The organism is Leucobacter coleopterorum, assembly GCF_011382985.1.
Lineage (GTDB): Bacteria > Actinomycetota > Actinomycetes > Actinomycetales > Microbacteriaceae > Leucobacter > Leucobacter coleopterorum.
The window spans coordinates 1,993,376-2,011,523 of record NZ_CP049933.1; the positions used below are offsets into that span (position 1 = coordinate 1,993,376).

Here is an 18,148-nt window from a genome sequence, read left to right on the forward strand (position 1 = left end):
AGCGGTTCACGCGGTCGAGATCAAGCATCACCAACCGAACTCGCCGTTTGGGAGCAGCTCGACCGCGTGCAAGACCCAGAGATCATGCGTCCGATCACCGAACTTGGCATGGTGCAGGGTGTCTCGGTTGACGAAGCGGGCCACGCCGAGGTCTCGATCCTGCTCACTATTGCTGGTTGCCCTGCCGCACGCCGCATCGAAGCAGACACGCAGGCAGCAGCCCTCGCTGCAGCGGGAGTCAGCCACGTGTCCGTTGAGGTGGGGGTCATGAGCCCGAGCGAGCGCAAGGCCTTCATTGAGCGGGTACGCGGGGATCGCGGCTCACGCCCGGTACAGTTTGGACCAGACTCGCTGACCCGTGTCATCGCGGTCACGAGCGGTAAGGGTGGAGTTGGCAAATCTTCGCTGACGGCAGGTCTTGCGGTGGCTCTGGCAGCTCAGGGGCTGTCGGTTGGGCTGATCGACGCAGACGTGTTCGGATTCTCGATCCCCAGCATCATGGGCCTCAGCCGCGACGGCCAAACCATACAGCCGACGCAGGTGGGTGACATGATCCTGCCCCAGTTGCGTACGGCGTGAAAGTCATCTCGATCGGCATGTTTTTGGGCGAGGAGGATCCCCGCACCACGGCGGTGTCGTGGCGTGGCCCGATGCTGCACCGCACGATTGAGCAGTTTTTGCGTGACGTCTGGTTCGGCGACCTCGACGTACTGCTGCTTGATCTGCCACCCGGCACTGGAGATGTCGCGATCAGCGTCGGCCAGCTGCTCCCCAGGCCGAGGTGCTTGTGGTGACGACACCGCAGGAGGCCGCTGCAGATGTCGCAGTGCGCAGCGCACTGGTGGCCCGCCAGACGGGCCAGAAGGTGCTCGGGGTGATCGAGAACATGTCGGGACTCACGCAGCCCGATGGCACTGTACTTGATCTGTTTGGCTCGGGGGGTGGCCAGTTGGTCGCGGACCGCCTCAGTGATGATGAACACGGCGTGGCCCCATTACTCGGGAGTGTGCCGCTGAGTCCAGGGTTCAGGATCGCGGGCGACAGTGGCGAACCCGCCGTGCTGAACTTACCCGAAGATCCCGCGGCGGCGGAGGTCCTCAGAATCGCGGCTGCGCTTTCGCGGCAGGGTCGAGGTCTTGCGGGGCGGTCCCTGTCGGTCACGCCTGCTAGCTGAACTTATGTAGCTTCTTCGTCAAACATCAGCCCGGCAGACTTTTCTGCTTCAACGGGCTGAGGTGAACGAGCCGCCCTGCGCTCCTCAACCCTCTTCTCACGCTCGTCTTCAAGGAGCGCGTCGCGAATGATTCTCCGCGGATCGTATTGACGCGGATCAAGTTGACGCCAATCGACCTCGTCGTACTCGGGGCCCATTTCTTCTTTGAGGCGATCCTTTGCGCCCTCAGACATGCGTTTGATGCTACGCACCAGCTCACCGAGCTTCTTGGCGTAGACGGGAAGGCGATCCGGACCCACAACAAACATGGCGATCACGAGGATCACCAGAATCTTGTCAAACGTCAGGCCCACCCTCTCCATCGTAGTGGCCGAAGTTGAAAGTGACGGAACGGCGGCGGCATTTGGTGAGTGTCACGCGTGGGAAACAGGCGTCGACAACGCAAAGCCCTACTCTTGTGAGAGCGGAACACGGTGCATTCAAGACGCGTCGCCGCACACACTACGGAGGAGAACGTGAGTAAGCTCGAACGCAACTGGCAGTACGCCGAGCAGTACCCGAGCGAGACTGACGCACTTGTGCGCGCTCGCAGACTGTCGCTGGAACTCGGCATTGAGCCGGTGAGCCGCTCCGTGGGAGCGTACCTCTCGGGGATCGCCGCTCTCAATAAGGCCGAAGCAATCTTCGAGGTCGGCACCGGAGTGGGTGTGAGTGGGCTCTCGCTACTGCGTCACCTTCCAAACGCAACCCTCACTTCCATCGAGATCGAGCCAGAGCATCTGCGCGAGGCGCGCACAGTTTTCGCTGAGGCAGGAATCCCTGCGGCCCGATTGCGCCTGATCGAGGGCGACGCCCTTCACGTCATGCCACGTCTCAACCTGGGCGCTTACGACCTAGTGTTGCTCAACGCAAACACCACCCAGTTGCTCGACTACTTCGAGCACGCGCTCAGCATCGTTCGCCCAGGAGGCTGCGTGATCGTTCCGAGCGCGTTCACTCATGGCCAGGTTCCGGATCCCGCCGCGCGCGATGAAGCAACGCAAACGATGCGCGACCTGCTCGCACTCGTCTCAGATTCTCCAGCGATCGCTGCGATGCTGTCACCTGCGGGTGACGGGGTGCTCACCATCGTGAGGCTCGACGGTTAACGAAACCAACCACCACGATAAACGAGTAAGGGCCCTACTCTCGCAGGGCCCTTACTCGTCGCAAAACAGGAGTCGACTATTTGTCGAGCACTGACGCGAGCACGTCGCGCAGTTCTCCAGCCTCTTGATCGTTCACAGATACCACCAGGCGTCCGCCGCCCTCAAGCGGCACACGCACGACGATCACCCGGCTTTCACGCACCGCTTCCATGGGTCCATCCCCAGTCCTCGGTTTCATTGCAGCCATGGCGCCTCCTCGCAAGTTTGGTCAATCTCTTCTATTATCTGATAGCTTTCAGCTTCGGCGAAATCGCGTTGCGTCATTTGACACCGTTGAGCCACGATCTGAGCGATTCGGTCCCCGACTCAATCTGCGCAATCGGCACTCGTTCATCGTCGGCGTGTGCAAGCAACGGGTTGCCCGGGCCGAAGTTCACGGCTGGAATCCCGAGTGCCGAGAACCGAGACACATCGGTCCAGCCGAGTTTTGCGGTTGGCACGGTTCCGACTGCCTCCACGAAGCGCTGAGCGAGCGGCGCGTCAAGGCCCGGCCGCGCTCCCGGTGCCTGATCAACGATCTCGACCTCGTCGGCGTCGGCAAAGAACTCCCTCACCACGGCGGCGGCTTCATCGATGCTGCGGCTCGGGGCAAAGCGGTAATTCACCGTGAAGCTGCAGTGATCCGGAATCACGTTTCCGGCAACGCCGCCCTCGATACCAACCGCGTTCAGCCCCTCACGATACTCAAGGCCGTCAACCACGATGCGTTCGGGCTCAAACGCCGCTAGCTTTTCGAGCAGCATCCCAGCGCGATGGATCGCGTTGACCCCCATCCAGCTGCGGGCAGAGTGCGCGCGTTTGCCCCACATCGTGACACGCGCACGCAATGTGCCGTTGCAGCCGCCCTCGATGGTGCCATTGGACGGTTCACCCAGAATTGCGAAGTCTGCCTCAAACAACGCCGGGTGATTGCGCATCGCGCGCCCTAGTCCACTCAGGTCGGCAGACACCTCTTCGTGGTCATACCAAATCCAGGTGAGATCAACCCCGGGCTCCGTCAGTTCGGCAGCGAGCACCAACTGCACAGCGACACCAGCCTTCATGTCGACGGTACCGCGCCCCCAGATCATCGCCTCGCCCGTTTCTGGATCAACGGTGTCGCGCACTGGCAAGTTTTCGTTGATCGGCACCGTGTCGAGGTGTCCGGCGATTGCCACGCGACGCTCTCGACCAAGCTCGGTACGCGCGATCACGGTGTCACCGTCACGCGTCACGCTGAGGTGAGGCGCATGGTCGCGCAGCATCATTTCAACCGCGTCAGCAATGGTGCGCTCGTCACCCGACACCGAGTGAATATTGCACAGTTGCCTTGTGAGCTCGACCGGACCAGCTGTGGGGTCTAGGGGGTACGTCGCTAAAGAAGTCACACAAGCAAGCCTAGAGGCTTGTCGCAGCTACGATGGTTTCCATGACTGATTCACGCTTCGCCTGGTCTGCAGGACTCGCCACCGTTACCGCACAGGGCACCACACTCGATGCTTGGTTCCCCTCCCCTATGCTGGGCAGGCGCCCCGAGGATCGCGACCCGTGGATCGCACCCGCTGAGCTTGCCCGACTGACCGGCTCTGACGAGCGCCGCGGAGTTGAGTTGCGCTTCGTGAACATCGAGATCGATCTGAATAAGGCCCCTGCCAGCACCGAGGACGCCTACCTGCGCCTGCACCTGCTGTCGCACTGCCTCGTCGAGCCAAACACCATCAATCTGGACGGCATCTTTGGCCTGCTGCCCAATATTGCTTGGACAACCTCGGGCCCCATGCTGCCCGAAGACTATGCGGCACGCCTCCCTGAACTTAAACGCGCAGGGATCACTGCCGTCGGCCTCGACAAGTTCCCTCGCTTCACTGACTATGTGGTGCCGCAAGGAGTGCGCATTGCTGACAGCTCGAGGGTGCGCCTCGGCGCCCACTTGGCCCCCGGCACCACCGTCATGCACGAGGGTTTCGTGAATTTTAACGCGGGCACGCTCGGCGCGTCGATGGTTGAGGGTCGTATCTCGCAGGGTGTTGTGGTTGGCGACGGCTCCGATATCGGCGGTGGCGCCTCGATCATGGGAACACTCTCGGGTGGCGGCTCACAGCGCATCACCATTGGTGAGCGCGCGCTGCTCGGCGCAAACTCAGGAATCGGGATCTCAATCGGCAACGACAGCGTTGTCGAGGCGGGTCTCTACGTTACTGCGGGTACAAAAGTGCTGCTCCCGAAAGGAACCGTGGGAGAGTCTGGCTCTGACGGCGAGCCCGTCGAGGTGAAGGCCGTCGAGCTATCGGGCCTGCCGAACCTACTCTTCCGCCGTAACTCTCGCACGGGTGCCGTTGAGGCGATCCCCCGTGCCGGTGCCGGCATCGTGCTTAACGCGGCGCTGCACGCCTAACACACTCGTGCAGGGTGTCTCGCCGCCCGAAGGCTGGTGACGCCCTGCACGCTAGTTCTGAGCGACGACGCGCACGTAAAGCTCTGGAGCTCTACGGTCAAAGATTGCTGCACCCAAGCGCACACCGAGTAGGCACGCCACCGACCCTACGAATAACCCGACCCCGAGGGTCGTCCATGCGAGCCAAGGTTCATCCGTAATCCCGGCCGCTATCGCGAAGCCAATGGCCGGCAGTGAGATCAGGGCGAGTGCGCCGTACGAGCCCGCCATGCCAAGCATGCTCAGCATGGCCGCTCCCGGTTTTGAGACGAAGGGGTTCTCTCCCGATTGCGCAACCGGCATGACCAATAGCGCCGAGCAGACACTCGCCACCCCAAACCCGCCGAGCGTAACCGAGGCGGTGAGCCCGAGAAGGGTGGGTAATTGGTCAAAACGTCCTGCAATCGCCGTGGTTGAAATCGCGACGACGAGGAGAATTGGAACAGCAACGATAGCGTTCGCCCAGATCCTCCCGGCCCTGTCATCAATGCCCCGCACTCCTCGCAGCAGGTGCAAGCTGAACGCTGTACCGTCATACGAGATATCTGTAAAGGTGCCGAGCGAAAGAAAGGTTGCAACCAGCACCGTTGATCCAGGGAGCAAGATGGCGAGCTCGGTATTGCTAGCTAGGACACCAAACACTATCGGCATCACAAACACCACGATCAGACTCTGCAAGTAACGCGGATCACGCAACCAGTAGGTAAGTGCTCGGGCCGCGATCGCGCCGCGAGGGGTACCGGGAAACCGGCCAAACCAGCCCGCACCGGTGCTCCCTCTGGATCGTGATCCCGACACAACCGTGCCGAGACTCGCAAAGTACAACGTGCGCCAGGCGATTGCCAGCAGAAGCGCCGTAGCAATGGCGATCACGAGTTTGACAACTGCCGGTATCCAATGCGCCACAGCAAGGTCAGCGGGCACCGCCCAAACAGCCCCAAAAGGACTCCAGGAGAACACCTCGGCGATCGCGGGAAGGCTTTCAGCAAGGCTCGATATACCTGATCCGACCACCATCATTATCGGGCCGATGAGTACAAGTAGCAGAATGAGGAGGCCACCGATCACCTCTCGGAATCGTCTGCTTGTGGCGGCCCGCGACACCACCGTTGTGACCAGCTGACACCCGAGCACACAAGTAAGGGCGGCTACGGGGGCTAGCAGAATCGCCGCTACTGCCGCAATGGGCGCTTTGAACCACGCCACGGCCGTCAACGCAGACACCAGCAGGGTAACGATGCCTGGAATACCAAACAGGCTCGCTGCCGCGATACCGGCAACCTGCACGGAGGGCGTGATGGGGAGGGTCGCAAACCTGGCAGGATCGAGGGTACGATCCATTCCCGAAAACAGGATCGGGCCCACCATCCAGACGATCACGATGGCGCTGCCCACCAGCACCAGCACGGTTCGAGTGAGGTCGGCGGGCGCAAATGCCAACCCGACGAGCCCAACAACCGCGACCATCAAGATACCCAGGCCGTACAGCGCCCCAAGAATCGCTCCAACAAGCTGCCAGGGGTGACGCTTGAGGGTGTTCCACACCACAACGAACCGGAGAGCAACGAGCACGCGAATTCGCGCGAGGGCGCCCGTGCCCGCGCTCTCCGAAGAGTCAGCTCTAGGCGACCCAACCGATGTCAGGAATGATTCAGCCATGTTGGCCCTTGCACACGTTGACGACCACCAACGAGCTCAACAAATCGTTCTTCGAGCGTGGAGGCACCGCGCACCTCGTCCACTGTTCCAGCGGCGCGCAGCCTGCCCTCCGCCACAACGGCGACGTGGTCACACATCCGCTGCACGAGATCCATCGAGTGACTTGACACCACCACGGTGCCACCGCCGCGCACAAAACCGTCCAGAATGTCGCGAATGTTTGCAGCCGATACGGGATCAACCGATTCAAACGGCTCATCGAGCACGAGCAGTCGCGGTGCGTGCACGAGCGCGCAGGCCAGGGCGATCTTTTTGGTCATGCCGGCAGAGTAATCCACCACGAGGGTACTTCCGGCAGCAGTGAGGTCAAGCAGCGTGAGCAGGTCAGTGCAGCGCTGAGCGGCAACATCAGTTCCGAGACCCGCGAGCAACCCGCTATAAGTGATGAGTTGTTCGCCCGTCAAACGATCAAACAGTTTTGCCCCGTCCGCGAGCACACCCACGAGTGCTTTCGCCTCTGTGGGGTTCTGCCAGACATCGACACCAGCAATGAGTGCATGCCCAGCATCTGGCCGCAGCAATCCTGTCGCCATTGAGAGTGTGGTTGTCTTGCCCGCACCGTTTGGCCCGACGATACCAAAACACGAACCGGTCGGAATAACCAGCGAGATCCCGTCGACGGCCACTTTCTCGCCGAACCGCTTGACAAGGCCGCGAAACTCTAGTGCGGGTGGCGTCTTCCCGATATCGTCACTCACCTGCGCGCGCCCTAACGCTCGATGTGGCGCTCCGGGCTGCCAATGTACAGCTGCTGCGGGCGACCGATCTTAGTTTGAGGATCTTCACGGGCCTCGCGCCACTGCGCTATCCAGCCGGGTAGGCGGCCGATCGCGAACAGCACGGTGAACATGCGCGTCGGGAAGCCCATTGCTTTGTAGATCACGCCGGTGTAAAAATCGACGTTCGGGTAGAGCCTGCGCTCCTTAAAGTAGTCGTCTTCGAGAGCGATCTGCTCAAGCTCCTGCGCAAGCCCAAGCAGCGGGTCATTCACGCCGAGCTCCTGCAGCACCTTGGCGGCGCTATCTTTGACGATACGCGCACGCGGATCGTAGTTCTTATAGACACGGTGTCCGAAGCCCATCAGCTTCACGCCGTCTTCTTTGCGCTTTACCTTCTCAACGAAGGTCTCCACGCTCTGACCGGAATCGCGGATCTGCGCAAGCATGTCGAGCACTGCTTCGTTCGCGCCACCGTGCAAGGGGCCCGAAAGCGCGTTAATGCCGGCCGAAACGGACGAGAACATGTTGGCTCCGGTTGATCCAACCAGTCGCACCGTAGAAGTTGAGGCGTTCTGCTCGTGGTCAGCGTGCAAAATCAGCAACTTATCGAGGGCATCTACGAGCACGGGGTTCATCACGTACTTTTCGGCCTTGTTGCCAAAGTTGAGGCGCAAGAAGTTCTCAACGAAGCTGAGGTTGTTGTCGGGGTATAAAAACGCCTGACCAATCGACTTCTTGTGTGCGTAAGCCGCAAGAATTGGCAGCTTCGCGAGCAAACGAATCGTGTTGACCTCAACAAACTCTGGCACGGCGGTATCGAGCGAGTTCTCGTAGTAGGTCGACATCGTCTGCAGGCCACCCGAAAGCACCGCCATCGGGTGAGCTGTGTGGGGCACACCCTCGAAGTAGTAGCGCATGTCTTCGTGCAGCAGCGTGTGGCGGCGAATCTCGTTGTCGAACTCCGAGAGCTGATCTGGAGTCGGCAGCTCGCCGTAAATGAGCAAGTACGCCACTTCAAGGAATGTCGACTGCTGGGCGAGTTCCTCAATCGGGTACCCGCGGTAACGCAGGATGCCCTGGTCGCCGTCAATGTATGTAATCGCGGACCGTGTAGAAGCAGTGTTAACGAAGCCGTAGTCGAGCGCTGTCAAACCGCTCTGGCGTGTGAGTGAGCTCACATCAATCGCGGAGTTGCCGTCTACCGCCTGCGCGATCGGGAACTCTGCCGATCCACCGGGAAACGTTAGCTTCGCGGCCGCGGCGTCCTGGCCGTGAGTCGATTCAGTCACGTCGTCTCCTTGTGGGTCTCAACTGGCCGTGTGTCGGGTGCGACACCGCCATTCCTACACCATATCGGCTCCCGAGAGAGCGCTAGGCAGCACTGCCGTTCCGACCTGTGCTCTTCCTAGAATATCTTGACGTCGAGCAAAATGTCGATTCAGAGACTCGCCGAGATGCGCGCTGCCGCGGCCGCAACGTGTTCGTCGCTCGCGGTCAGTGCGAGCCTCACGTGCTGCGGAGAATTGTCTCCGTAGAAGTGACCGGGGCCAACCACAATGCCCAGTTTCGCGAAATCGGCGACACTCTCCCAGGCATCAACGCCGCGTGTGACCCAGAGATACAGCCCCGCGTCACTCCCCTCAATGCGGTAACCAGCAGCCGTGAGTGCAGGGGCGAGGATCTCGCGCCGCGCTCGGTATCGGGCAAGCTGCTCCGAGACGTGGGTTTCGTCAGCCAATGCCGCCACCATCGCCGCTTGTACGGGCGCAGGTTGCATGAGTCCAGCATGTTTGCGCACAGTAAGCAGCTTCTCGACCAGCTCGGGATCACCCGCAAGAAACGCCGCACGATATCCCGCAAGGTTGGACTGTTTGCTGAGCGAATACACGCTGAGCACACCGGTGTGATCGTCGCCTACCACGCGCGGATCAAGGATCGACGGGATCCGTTCGGTGTCCCAAGGAGACTCCCACCCGAACTCGGCATAGCACTCATCTCCGGCAATGACAGCACCAAGTTCGCGGGCGCGTTCAACGGCGGCCTGTAAATCGACAACGTCTTTTACACGACCATCAGGGTTCGATGGCGAGTTAATCCACACCAGGCGAGTGTTCTCAGGCCACTCAGCGGGGTCATCCGCCGCAATCGCGTCAGCACCGACGAGCGCAGCTCCCATCGCATAGCTCGGGTAAGCAATACGAGGGAACACGACGGCTTCGCCGCGCTCGATCCCGAGCAAAAATGGAAGTAGAGCCACAAGTTCTTTTGAACCAATTGTGGGAAGCACCGCTTCAGGGGCAACCACGACACCTCGCCTGCGCAGAAACCATTCAGCGATAGCTTCGCGCAGTCTGGGGGTTCCCGCGGTAGCCGGATAGGCGTGCGCGTCGGTTGCGGCGGCGAGGGCCGCACGCACGCTTTCCGGGGTTGGATCAACCGGAGAACCGATGGAGAGATTCAGCGCGCCCTGCGGGTGGAGCGCAGCCTCAGCCAGATACGGTTCCATCGCGTCCCAGGGGTAATCGGGCAGCGGACCCCGCACGGGCTAATCCCCCTGCGGCGGAAGCGCCGCGATGACCGGGTGGTCGAAGTCGTAGACGCCAACCTTGGCCGCACCGCCTGGGGAGCCGATCTCGTCAAAGAACTCGACGTTGGCCTTGTAATAATCAGACCACTCGCTCGGCAGATCGTCTTCGTAGTAGATCGCCTCGACGGGGCAAACGGGCTCGCAGGCACCGCAGTCAACACACTCGTCGGGGTGAATATACAGCGAGCGCTCACCCTCGTAAATGCAGTCCACCGGACACTCATCCACGCACGCGCGATCCTTCACGTCCACGCATGGAAGTGCGATCACATAGGTCACGACGCCCCACCTCTCGTCTCGGGCCCGGCGGCGAGCGCTGGGCGAATGGAACCAGTCTACCCGCGCAGCCGGGTACGGGTTTGGATGCGACACGGTTGCATCAGGGTTGCTTTACTCTTCGGGGACCCGGATCGGGATCGACGTTGTCACAATGGGCACTTCTACGGCCAAGTCTGGCACCACACCGGTATCACCCTCACGCGGCAAGATACCGGCCGAGAGTCCACGAAACACCCCTAGGTCGGGGCCTTGATCTTCAAGCAAGACCTCGCTAAGCGACCCCGCACGAACCTCGACAGTTTGTTCGCGCACCTCTACGAACAGCGGGCCGTCTCCCTCCACAAGTTCAAAGGTGATGCGTTGCTGTTCGAGCGTGACCCGCACGCGTGATCCTCGCCACTCCAGCTTGAACGAGAGCGATCCCCAGTGTGCGGGAAGGCGCGGGTCGAAACGAAGCTGCCTACCCGCGTCTCGCATGCCCGCAAAGCCCTGTACCAGTGCCATCCAGACGCCACCGGTTGACGCAATATGAACGCCGTCCGCGGAGTTCTGGTGCAGGTCATCGAGGTCGACTCGCAGCGAGTGTGAGAAGTAGCGATAGGCAAGCTCGCGGTAGCCAACCTCTGCAGCAATCACGGACTGCACAACGGCCGAAAGTGTCGAGTCCCCCGTAGTAAGCGCGTCGTAGTATTCAAAGTCCCGTCGCTTCTCAGGTCTCGTGAACTCGTCACTCGCGAGCAACAGCGCCAACACCACATCGGTCTGCTTGATCACCTGGAAACGGTAGATCACAAGTGGGTGAAAGTGCAGCAGCAGGGGTTTCTGTTCGGGAGGTGTGGCCTCCAGATCCCACATCTCCCTCTCGAGAAAGTGAGCATCTTGAGGGTGGATCCCTACCTCGTCGGAGTACGGCACACACATCCCGTCAGCTGCGCGCGCCCACTCGTCAGCCTCCGCGGGATCAAAACTGAGGCGCTCAATCATGGCGGCGTAGGTTTCGGGATCTTCCCGCTGCAGCCGGCGCACAGTCTCGACGGCAAAACGCAGGTTGAATCGAGCCATCACATTCGTGAACAGATTGTCGTTCACAACGGCCGTGTACTCGTCCGGGCCAGTAACACCGTGGATGTGAAAACTGCGCGTGCCGTCGATATTGTCGCGCCAAAAGCCAAGGCTGCACCACAGCCGAGCGGTCTCGATGGGAATGTCTCCCACGTCCGAACGCATGAACTCAAGGTCACCCGTTGCTGATACGTAGCGCGCGAGTGCATAGGTGATGTCGGCGTTGATGTGGTAGGCAGCCGTGCCCGCCGCATAGTAGGCGCTGGCCTCTTCCCCGTTGATGGTGCGCCAGGGAAAGAGTGCCCCTCTTCGTTCAGCATGACAGCTCGGCGACGGGCCTGCGGCAGCATGTGTTCGCGCGCCCGAAGTGCGTTCCTGGCCCAGAAAGGTGAGGTGTACGTCAAAAACGGGAGCACGTAGATTTCGGAATCCCAAAAGTAGTGGCCGCCGTATCCCGAGCCCGTCAGCCCCTTCGCCGCGATTCCGCGACCGTCTGCGCGTGCCGATGCCTGGGCAAGCTGGAAGAGATTCCAGCGAATGGCCTGTTGCACCCCCGGTTCGGCGTCGACACGCACATCGCTGCGATCCCAGAAAGCATCAAGAAAGTGACGCTGACGGTCCCAGCGTTCCTCTTCTGGCTCAGCTGCGACCTTATCGAGCGTGTGGACACAGCGGTCAATGAGTTCGGAGAGTACGGCCGTTGCGGAGGAGTGGTACGCGAGCGTCTTCACAAGCCGCACAGTTTGCCCCTGGCGCGCTACACCCTGGAACATGTGTCGCACACGGTCACCCGTCGACTCGACCTGGCGCCGCCAGCTGCCGCCGTCTTCCGACTCGAACAGGTGATCAACACCGATTCCGAGCCCCATGCTGGAGTTGTGTACGCGAAAGCTCAGCACGCTGCGGTTGTCATCTCCGTGCGTTGGACCGGGATCAAGCACACGCTCGTTCGAGGTCTCACTTTTGCGAGGGTCCGCGATTCCGGGAGCGGCAGGTTCTTCGGGTTGCACTCGGCCAACATCTTGTCGGTTGATAATGAGACTGCTCACCGTGAGTTCTGCATCCGCGTCGAGCACAGTGACGCGCAATTCGATCGTCGCCATGTGCCGCGATTCGAACGACACCATGCGGCGGGAATCAACGCGCACCCGTTTGCCCGTCGGGGTGAGCCACAGCAACGAGCGCGTCAGGGTGCCATTTTTCAGGTCGAGTATCCGCTGCACGTCCAGGATGTCGGACGATTGCAGGTTGAGCCGCTCGTCGTCGACATAGATGCGGATGCTCTTCGCGTCCGGGGCATTCACGATGGTTTGCCCCTGTTCGGCAAAGCCGTACGCCATCTCAGCGTGCCGAATTTGCCAGGTCTCGTGCAGCCCGTTTATAAAGGTGCCGTGACTGCCGAGAGGCAAGCCTTCTTCGTGGTTGCCTCGCATACCGAGGTATCCGTTTCCGAGCGCAAAGACGGTTTCATCTTGGCCCGCAAGTGCGGGGTCGATTCCCGAGACAACGAGTCGCCAGGGATCGTCGCCAAAATCGCGATGAAGCTCATTTACCGGCGCGTCTAACACTTCAGGCGCGGGCGTCGGCCATTCTGGCTCAGAAAACTCTGGACCCAGCCACTCAGCACTCATCGTGTCAACTCCTCTAGGTCCTGCACCACGAGGTGCGCTCCAGCTTGAAGAAGCGCGGTTTTCCCTGCGCCACGTTCAACTCCCACAACGAGTCCAAACCCACCCGCGCGCCCAGCCTCCACTCCCGAGATCGCGTCTTCGAACACAATAGTCTTCTCCGGGCCACACCGAGAAGTTCAGCAGCGCGCAAAAAGGTGTCGGGAGCCGGCTTGCCCGGCAGCCGATCCTGAGCAGCCACCACCCCATCAACCACCGCGAGAAACCTTTCTCTCAGCCCAGCCGCCCGCAATACCGGTTCGGCGTTGCGCGAGCTCGACACAATGGCGAGTGGTTTGCCCTGCTCACCCAGTTGGTCAAGCAGGCGCACGCTTCCCGGGTACCCGGTGATTCCGTCTCGCGCCAGCACCTCGGTGAAAACCTGGTTCTTGCGGTTGCCAATGCCCTGGACGCTTTCCTGCCACTCGGTGCCACCGCTCTCGGGCAGTGTGATGCCTCGCTCTGCGAGCAAGGTCGAGACCCCTCGAACCTCGCCCGACCGTCGAGCGATTCGAAGTATTCGGCCTCCCGGTAGGGCGGCCGACCTAGGTGCTCAAAGAGCGCGTCGAAGGTTTGTTGCCACGCCCGGCGATGCACGTCAACGGTCGGGGTGATCACCCCGTCAAGGTCGAAGAGAAACGCATCGAAAGCGTTTGGCTCGAAGAGTTTCAATGCGTCGCTAGTCACCCCTCCAGGCTAACCATCCTCAACGCACCTTGGTACTCGTTCGGCTGAGCGCGAGGTGAGTATTTGAAACTAATAAGCAAGCAGGGCAACCCACGCGCCCCCTATCAGAAACGGCGCAAAGGGCAGATTCGGTGGACCTCGGGAGCCCCCGTGGGCGCGACGGCGCACCAATCTCGAGAGAGGTATCCAGGTTCCCGCGGCGCTCCAAGCCAACACCGTGGCCACCGTCACCGCACCCCACCCGCCGAAGTAACCGAGCACGAGCCCCAAGACAGCCGCGAGCTTCACATCTCCCCCGCCCACACCTCCCAAACAGGCAAGCACCAGGTAGGCAGCAAAGAGCACAAGCGCGCCCTCAATTCCGTGCAGCAGCTTCTGTAACCGCGGCTCAACCTCCGAGGCAGCGAGCTGCAGCAGCGCCGAGACCAGGGGTGCTGTAAAGAGCACGGGCAGCCCAAGAATCGCGGGCAGCACAACCCGGTTCGGGATCCTGCGCCACCCGACATCGCTCACGACGACAGCCAGCGACAATCCCGCAAACCACAGCTGCGCAATCGCCAAGAACATCGTTTCGACCACCGCTGCAAAAGTCATGCCCCAGACTGACACGCGACGCAAATCGACGCTTAAGTTATCCACAGACCCGCAACGATGTCAGAGTCGTGAGAAAGATTCTGGCGAGAGCGAAATTCGTTCCACGCGTATCCCTGCAAAGTTAGCCTGAGTGCATGGTCGATCTTCAGCTCTCACGGCTCACCGCAAACCTCCACCGTTTACTCATTCCTGGAGGACCAGCCCACCTGCTGAATGCTTATATCTGGCTAGAGGACGATGAGGTCACGCTCATCGACACCGGTTGGCCCGGCAGTGCGCCCCTCTTCGAAAGCGCGCTAGCCCAGCTCGGTCGGTCCCGCTCAGACGTAGTGCGCATCGTTTTGACGCACTTTCACGAGGATCACACGGGGTCGGCCGCCGAGATCGCGGGGTGGGGAGACGTTGAGGTCGTTGCGGGTGCTCTCGACGCGCCGTTCGTCGCAGGGACTTCCGCTGGTCCACTCCCTATGCTCACAACGTCGGAACGCACCATTCATGCCGAGTCTGAGGAGCCGCCACACGGTCCTCTGTGTCACGTCGGTCGAGAGGTTCGCAACGGCGACCTGCTCGATTTCGCCGGTGGCACCAGGGTCCTTGAGACACAGGGACACACTCCCGGCAGCATCTCGCTCTTTTTGCCCGCCGCGAACGCAGTACTCACCGGCGATGCCGTTGCTGAATTCAATGGTGAGGTGATCCTCGGTGTATTCAATACCGACAGGAAAGCAGCACAGCAGTCTCTCGAAATCATTGCCGACACGGGGGCTCAGATCGCGGGGTTTGGGCTCGGAAATCCGATCCTCAAGGATGCTCACCGGCTGATCCGAGAAGCACGGGTTCCCTTCGCCGTGTGACCTAGCGCGTCACCTCGGTACCAATTCCACTCTCCGTGAAAATCTCAAGCAGCACCGAGTGTGGCTCGCGACCGTCGATAATCGCGGCTTTGTTGACCCCACCGCGCACGGCATCGAGGCAGGCCCGCATTTTGGGGATCATGCCCGATTCCAAACTCGGCAGCATCGTCTCAAGTTCGCTAGCTGTGAGCGAAGATACGAGCGAGTCACGGTCCGGCCAATTTGCATAGAGTCCCGCGACGTCAGTCAAGATAACCAGTTTCTCGGCGCCAAGGGCAGAGGCAAGAGCGCCAGCAGCCGCATCGGCGTTGATATTCAACGAATCCCCGGGCCGATCCACATCGGGGGCAATCGAAGACACCACCGGAATCAGCCCGGCTTCAAGCAGCGCAAGCACAGGGTCCACCCGCACACCGACCACGTCACCGACGAGACCAAGATCCACCGTCTCACCGTCAACTTCAATTGGGGGGCGCCGCTTTCCGATGAACAGCCCCGCATCTTCGCCGGTCGTGCCAGCAGCCAAGGGGCCGTGCGCGTTGATCTCATCGACCAGTTCGGGGTTTACCTTGCCGGTGAGCACCATACGCACGACATCCATAGTTTCGGGGTCGTCACCCGGTAGCCGCCCTGAAACTTACTCTCGATGCCGAGCCGCGCGAGCATGGCGTTGATCTGGGGGCCACCCCCATGCACGATAACCGGGCGAATCCCCGTGTGCCTCAAATACACAACGTCCTCGGCAAATGCTTTCAGCAACTCCTGATCCACCATGGCGTTGCCACCGAACTTGATCACCATGATCGCGTCGCGAAACTTCTTGAGCCACGGCAGCGACTCGATGAGCACTCCGGCCTTCGCTGCGGCTTGCTCGTGGTCAATTTCTCTAGTCTTTGACAATGTGTTGGCCCCTAGCTCGAGTACGCGCTGTTCTCGTGCACGTAGTCGTGCGTGAGGTCGTTGGTGCGGATGGTGGCGGAGTGCTCACCCACAAACAGCTCGATGCGCACATGAGTCTTGCGCGGAGTGAGGTCGCACTCTTCCACCGCACGATCGGGCGCACCCGCATGGCACAGCCGCACACCATTGAAACTGACGTCTACCTGGTACGGATCAAACACAGCCTCGGTCGTGCCGATCGCCGCGAGCACGCGCCCCCAGTTTGGATCGTTGCCGAAGATCGCCGCCTTGAACAGGTTGTTTCGCGCGACGGATCGGCCGACCTCAATCGCGTCGGCCTCGCTGGCAGCCCCGAGCACCTCGATGTCGATGTCGTGATTGGCGCCCTCGGCGTCGGCCTGCAGCTGTGCAGCGAGGCTATCGCAGACGGCGGCGAGCGCTGCCGCAAACTCAACCTCATCGGGGTGACCCCCGACGCGCCGCTCGCGAGCAGCGTCACCTGGTCGTTGGTCGACATGCAACCGTCGGAGTCGAGTCGGTCGAAGCTGGTGGCGGTCGCTCCCCTCAGCGCCCGGTCGAGCGCTTCGTATCCGAGCAGCGCATCAGTGGTGATAACAACGAGCATCGTGGCGAGCCCGGGCGCGAGCATACCCGCGCCCTTTGCCATCGCCCCGATGGTCCAGCCGTTGCCGCTATGCACCGCCGTCTTCTCAACGGAGTCGGTGGTCAGGATCGCCGCGGGCGCTGTTGTGTCAGCATCGCTGAGGGCCGCGACAAGTGCCGGAACATTGCCGACGATCTTGTCACGAAACACCTGGTCGCCCGTACCAATGAGACCTGTTGAGCACACGAGTATCTCTTCGGAATCAGCGCCGATTTCTGCGGCGACGGCCTCTGCCGTCAATCGAGTCGTTTCGTAGCCAAAGTCGCCCGTGAAGCAGTTTGCTCCCCCGGAGTTCAAGATGATCGCGCGGGCCGGGCCCTCGTGCGCAACCTTTCGGCTCCAGAGAATCGGATTGGCCTGCGCCCTGTTGCTCGTGAAGACGGCAGCGCTCGCCCGCTGCGGTCCGTCGTTGATGACGAGCGCGAGGTCGGGCTTGCCCGTGCTCTTGAGCCCGACAGCAATGCCCGCCGAACGAAAACCTTTGGGGGTTGTGACGGTCACGGTGCTACTCCATTCACGCTGAGTCCGGTGGTTTCGGTGATCCCGAGCGCAATATTGGCCGATTGGATCGCGGCACCCGCGGTGCCCTTAGCAAGATTATCGAGGGCCGCCACGATTACGACGCGACCCGCAGCCTCGTCGATCGCGAGACCCATAAGGCAGGTGTTGGCACCGAGGGTGTCGGCCGTGCGCGGAAACCGCCCCTCTGGCAGCAACTGCACAAACGGCTCTGCCGTGTACGCGTCCTCCCACGCGGATCGTACCTGCGCGGCGGTCACGCCCGGCGCGATTCGAGCAGTTGAGGTAGCGAGGATCCCGCGACTCATCGGGACCAGCACTGGTGTGAAACTGATGCTTGGTTCGCCCTGCGCGCCAGCGCTTCGCAGCGCCTGGCGAATCTCGGGGATGTGGCGGTGCGAGCCGCCCACGGCATAGGGGTTCGCGGATCCCATCAGTTCGGCACCGAGAAGGTGGGTTTTGGCGGCCTTGCCCGCACCCGAGGGACCAACCGCGAGCACCGAGACGATATCTTGCGCCTGGATGACGCCAGCAGCGATGCCGGGCGCGAGTGAGAGCGCAACGGTGGAGGCGTTGCAACCGGGTGCCGCGATCTTCGTGGCTCCCGCGAGGTATTCACGCTGGCGGGTCCAGATCGGGGTGCCGTCTGCCGCTCGCTCGGCGATGATGAGTTCTGGAACCCCGTAGCTCCAGGCCTCGTGGTGATCGCCGCCGTAGAAGGCGGCCCAATCACTAGCGCTGGTGAGGCGATGATCTGCGCCGCAATCGATCGCGAGCCGCACGTTTGTGAGCTGCGCGGTGAGCTCACCGGAGGCACCGTGCGGCAGCGCAAAGAACACGACGTCGTGCCCGTCGAGTACTGCCGGTGTCGTTTCTTGCAGTGTGAGGTGCGCGAGGGATCGCAGGTGTGGTTGTAAATCAACAAGAGGTCTGCCCGCGCTCGAGTGCCCTGTGACAGTGCGGATCTCAAACTCCGGGTGCTGTGCGAGCAGGCGCAGCAGTTCACCGCCCGCGTACCCACTGGCTCCCGCAACCGCAACGCTGTAGCTCATCGACGCTCCCTTATCTAGCCGCAAACCCTTTCTATTCTGGCATCTCCTTG

General features: G+C 61.4%; 14 protein-coding genes and 5 pseudogenes. 4 read left to right on the forward strand and 15 right to left on the reverse strand.

Annotated features, from left to right (window positions below):
• Positions 1-84 precede the first annotated feature (84 nt).
• Positions 85-1,174 (forward strand): annotated as a pseudogene (locus G7066_RS09375) (Mrp/NBP35 family ATP-binding protein).
• 2 nt (positions 1,175-1,176) lie between these two features.
• On the opposite strand, the gene G7066_RS09380 reads toward G7066_RS09375, so the two are convergent.
• A complete protein-coding gene (locus G7066_RS09380; protein WP_166330666.1) occupies positions 1,177-1,536 on the reverse strand; it encodes a twin-arginine translocase TatA/TatE family subunit in 360 nt (119 codons plus the stop codon).
• 153 nt (positions 1,537-1,689) lie between these two features.
• Here G7066_RS09380 and G7066_RS09385 point away from each other — a divergent pair, with 153 nt between their 5' ends.
• A complete protein-coding gene (locus G7066_RS09385; protein WP_166330668.1) occupies positions 1,690-2,322 on the forward strand; it encodes an O-methyltransferase in 633 nt (210 codons plus the stop codon).
• 76 nt (positions 2,323-2,398) lie between these two features.
• Here the strand turns inward: G7066_RS09385 and G7066_RS09390 are convergent, their stop codons facing one another.
• Positions 2,399-2,569 carry a DUF3117 domain-containing protein gene (locus tag G7066_RS09390; protein WP_166288908.1) on the reverse strand — a complete coding sequence of 57 codons (171 nt, stop codon included), beginning with the start codon at positions 2,567-2,569 and terminating at the stop codon, positions 2,399-2,401.
• Positions 2,570-2,642: 73 nt separating this feature from the next.
• Positions 2,643-3,749 carry a succinyl-diaminopimelate desuccinylase gene (gene dapE / locus G7066_RS09395; protein ID WP_166330670.1) on the reverse strand — a complete coding sequence of 369 codons (1,107 nt, stop codon included), beginning with the start codon at positions 3,747-3,749 and terminating at the stop codon, positions 2,643-2,645.
• 41 nt (positions 3,750-3,790) lie between these two features.
• Here dapE and dapD point away from each other — a divergent pair, with 41 nt between their 5' ends.
• Positions 3,791-4,756: a 2,3,4,5-tetrahydropyridine-2,6-dicarboxylate N-succinyltransferase gene (gene dapD / locus G7066_RS09400; RefSeq protein ID WP_166330671.1), complete on the forward strand. Its 966-nt coding sequence runs from the start codon at positions 3,791-3,793 to the stop codon at positions 4,754-4,756.
• A gap of 51 nt (positions 4,757-4,807) precedes the next feature.
• On the opposite strand, the gene G7066_RS09405 is transcribed toward dapD, so the two are convergent.
• The 9 genes and pseudogenes from G7066_RS09405 to G7066_RS09440 all read right to left on the reverse strand — a co-directional run bounded on the left by G7066_RS09405 (position 4,808) and on the right by G7066_RS09440 (position 14,109).
• A complete protein-coding gene (locus G7066_RS09405) occupies positions 4,808-6,454 on the reverse strand; it encodes a transporter (protein WP_166330673.1) in 1,647 nt (548 codons plus the stop codon).
• Positions 6,436-7,212 carry an ABC transporter ATP-binding protein gene (locus G7066_RS09410; protein ID WP_244302886.1) on the reverse strand — a complete coding sequence of 259 codons (777 nt, stop codon included), beginning with the start codon at positions 7,210-7,212 and terminating at the stop codon, positions 6,436-6,438. The genes G7066_RS09405 and G7066_RS09410 overlap by 19 nt, the downstream gene beginning before the upstream one ends.
• 11 nt (positions 7,213-7,223) lie before the next feature.
• A complete protein-coding gene (locus G7066_RS09415) occupies positions 7,224-8,522 on the reverse strand; it encodes a citrate synthase (RefSeq protein WP_166330675.1) in 1,299 nt (432 codons plus the stop codon).
• A gap of 149 nt (positions 8,523-8,671) precedes the next feature.
• On the reverse strand, positions 8,672-9,775 hold the full coding sequence (gene dapC / locus G7066_RS09420; RefSeq protein ID WP_166330677.1) for a succinyldiaminopimelate transaminase: 1,104 nt from the start codon (positions 9,773-9,775) through the stop codon (positions 8,672-8,674).
• A 3-nt stretch (positions 9,776-9,778) separates the two neighbouring features.
• Positions 9,779-10,099, reverse strand: coding sequence for a ferredoxin (gene fdxA / locus G7066_RS09425; RefSeq protein ID WP_166330679.1), 321 nt, complete (start codon positions 10,097-10,099; stop codon positions 9,779-9,781).
• A gap of 111 nt (positions 10,100-10,210) precedes the next feature.
• Positions 10,211-11,596: a glycosyl hydrolase family 65 domain-containing protein gene (locus tag G7066_RS17490; protein ID WP_341873785.1), complete on the reverse strand. Its 1,386-nt coding sequence runs from the start codon at positions 11,594-11,596 to the stop codon at positions 10,211-10,213.
• Positions 11,488-12,792: pseudogene (locus G7066_RS17495) on the reverse strand (glycoside hydrolase family 65 protein); the annotation flags it as partial. The gene G7066_RS17490 and the pseudogene G7066_RS17495, both read right to left, overlap by 109 nt.
• Positions 12,789-13,515: pseudogene (locus G7066_RS09435) on the reverse strand (HAD family hydrolase). The pseudogenes G7066_RS17495 and G7066_RS09435, both read right to left, overlap by 4 nt.
• A gap of 69 nt (positions 13,516-13,584) precedes the next feature.
• Positions 13,585-14,109, reverse strand: coding sequence for a prepilin peptidase (locus G7066_RS09440; RefSeq protein WP_166330682.1), 525 nt, complete (start codon positions 14,107-14,109; stop codon positions 13,585-13,587).
• Between the two features lie 134 nt (positions 14,110-14,243).
• Here G7066_RS09440 and G7066_RS09445 point away from each other — a divergent pair, with 134 nt between their 5' ends.
• On the forward strand, positions 14,244-14,963 hold the full coding sequence (locus tag G7066_RS09445) for an MBL fold metallo-hydrolase (RefSeq protein ID WP_166330684.1): 720 nt from the start codon (positions 14,244-14,246) through the stop codon (positions 14,961-14,963).
• A gap of 1 nt (position 14,964) precedes the next feature.
• On the opposite strand, the pseudogene argB reads toward G7066_RS09445, so the two are convergent.
• From argB to argC, 3 genes and pseudogenes are all read right to left on the reverse strand, one after another.
• Positions 14,965-15,863, reverse strand: a pseudogene (gene argB / locus G7066_RS09450) (acetylglutamate kinase).
• 11 nt (positions 15,864-15,874) lie between these two features.
• Positions 15,875-17,028: pseudogene (gene argJ / locus G7066_RS09455) on the reverse strand (bifunctional glutamate N-acetyltransferase/amino-acid acetyltransferase ArgJ).
• Positions 17,025-18,098 carry an N-acetyl-gamma-glutamyl-phosphate reductase gene (gene argC, locus G7066_RS09460; RefSeq protein ID WP_166330686.1) on the reverse strand — a complete coding sequence of 358 codons (1,074 nt, stop codon included), beginning with the start codon at positions 18,096-18,098 and terminating at the stop codon, positions 17,025-17,027. Before argC ends, argJ begins: the two are co-directional and overlap by 4 nt.
• Positions 18,099-18,148: the final 50 nt, after the last annotated feature.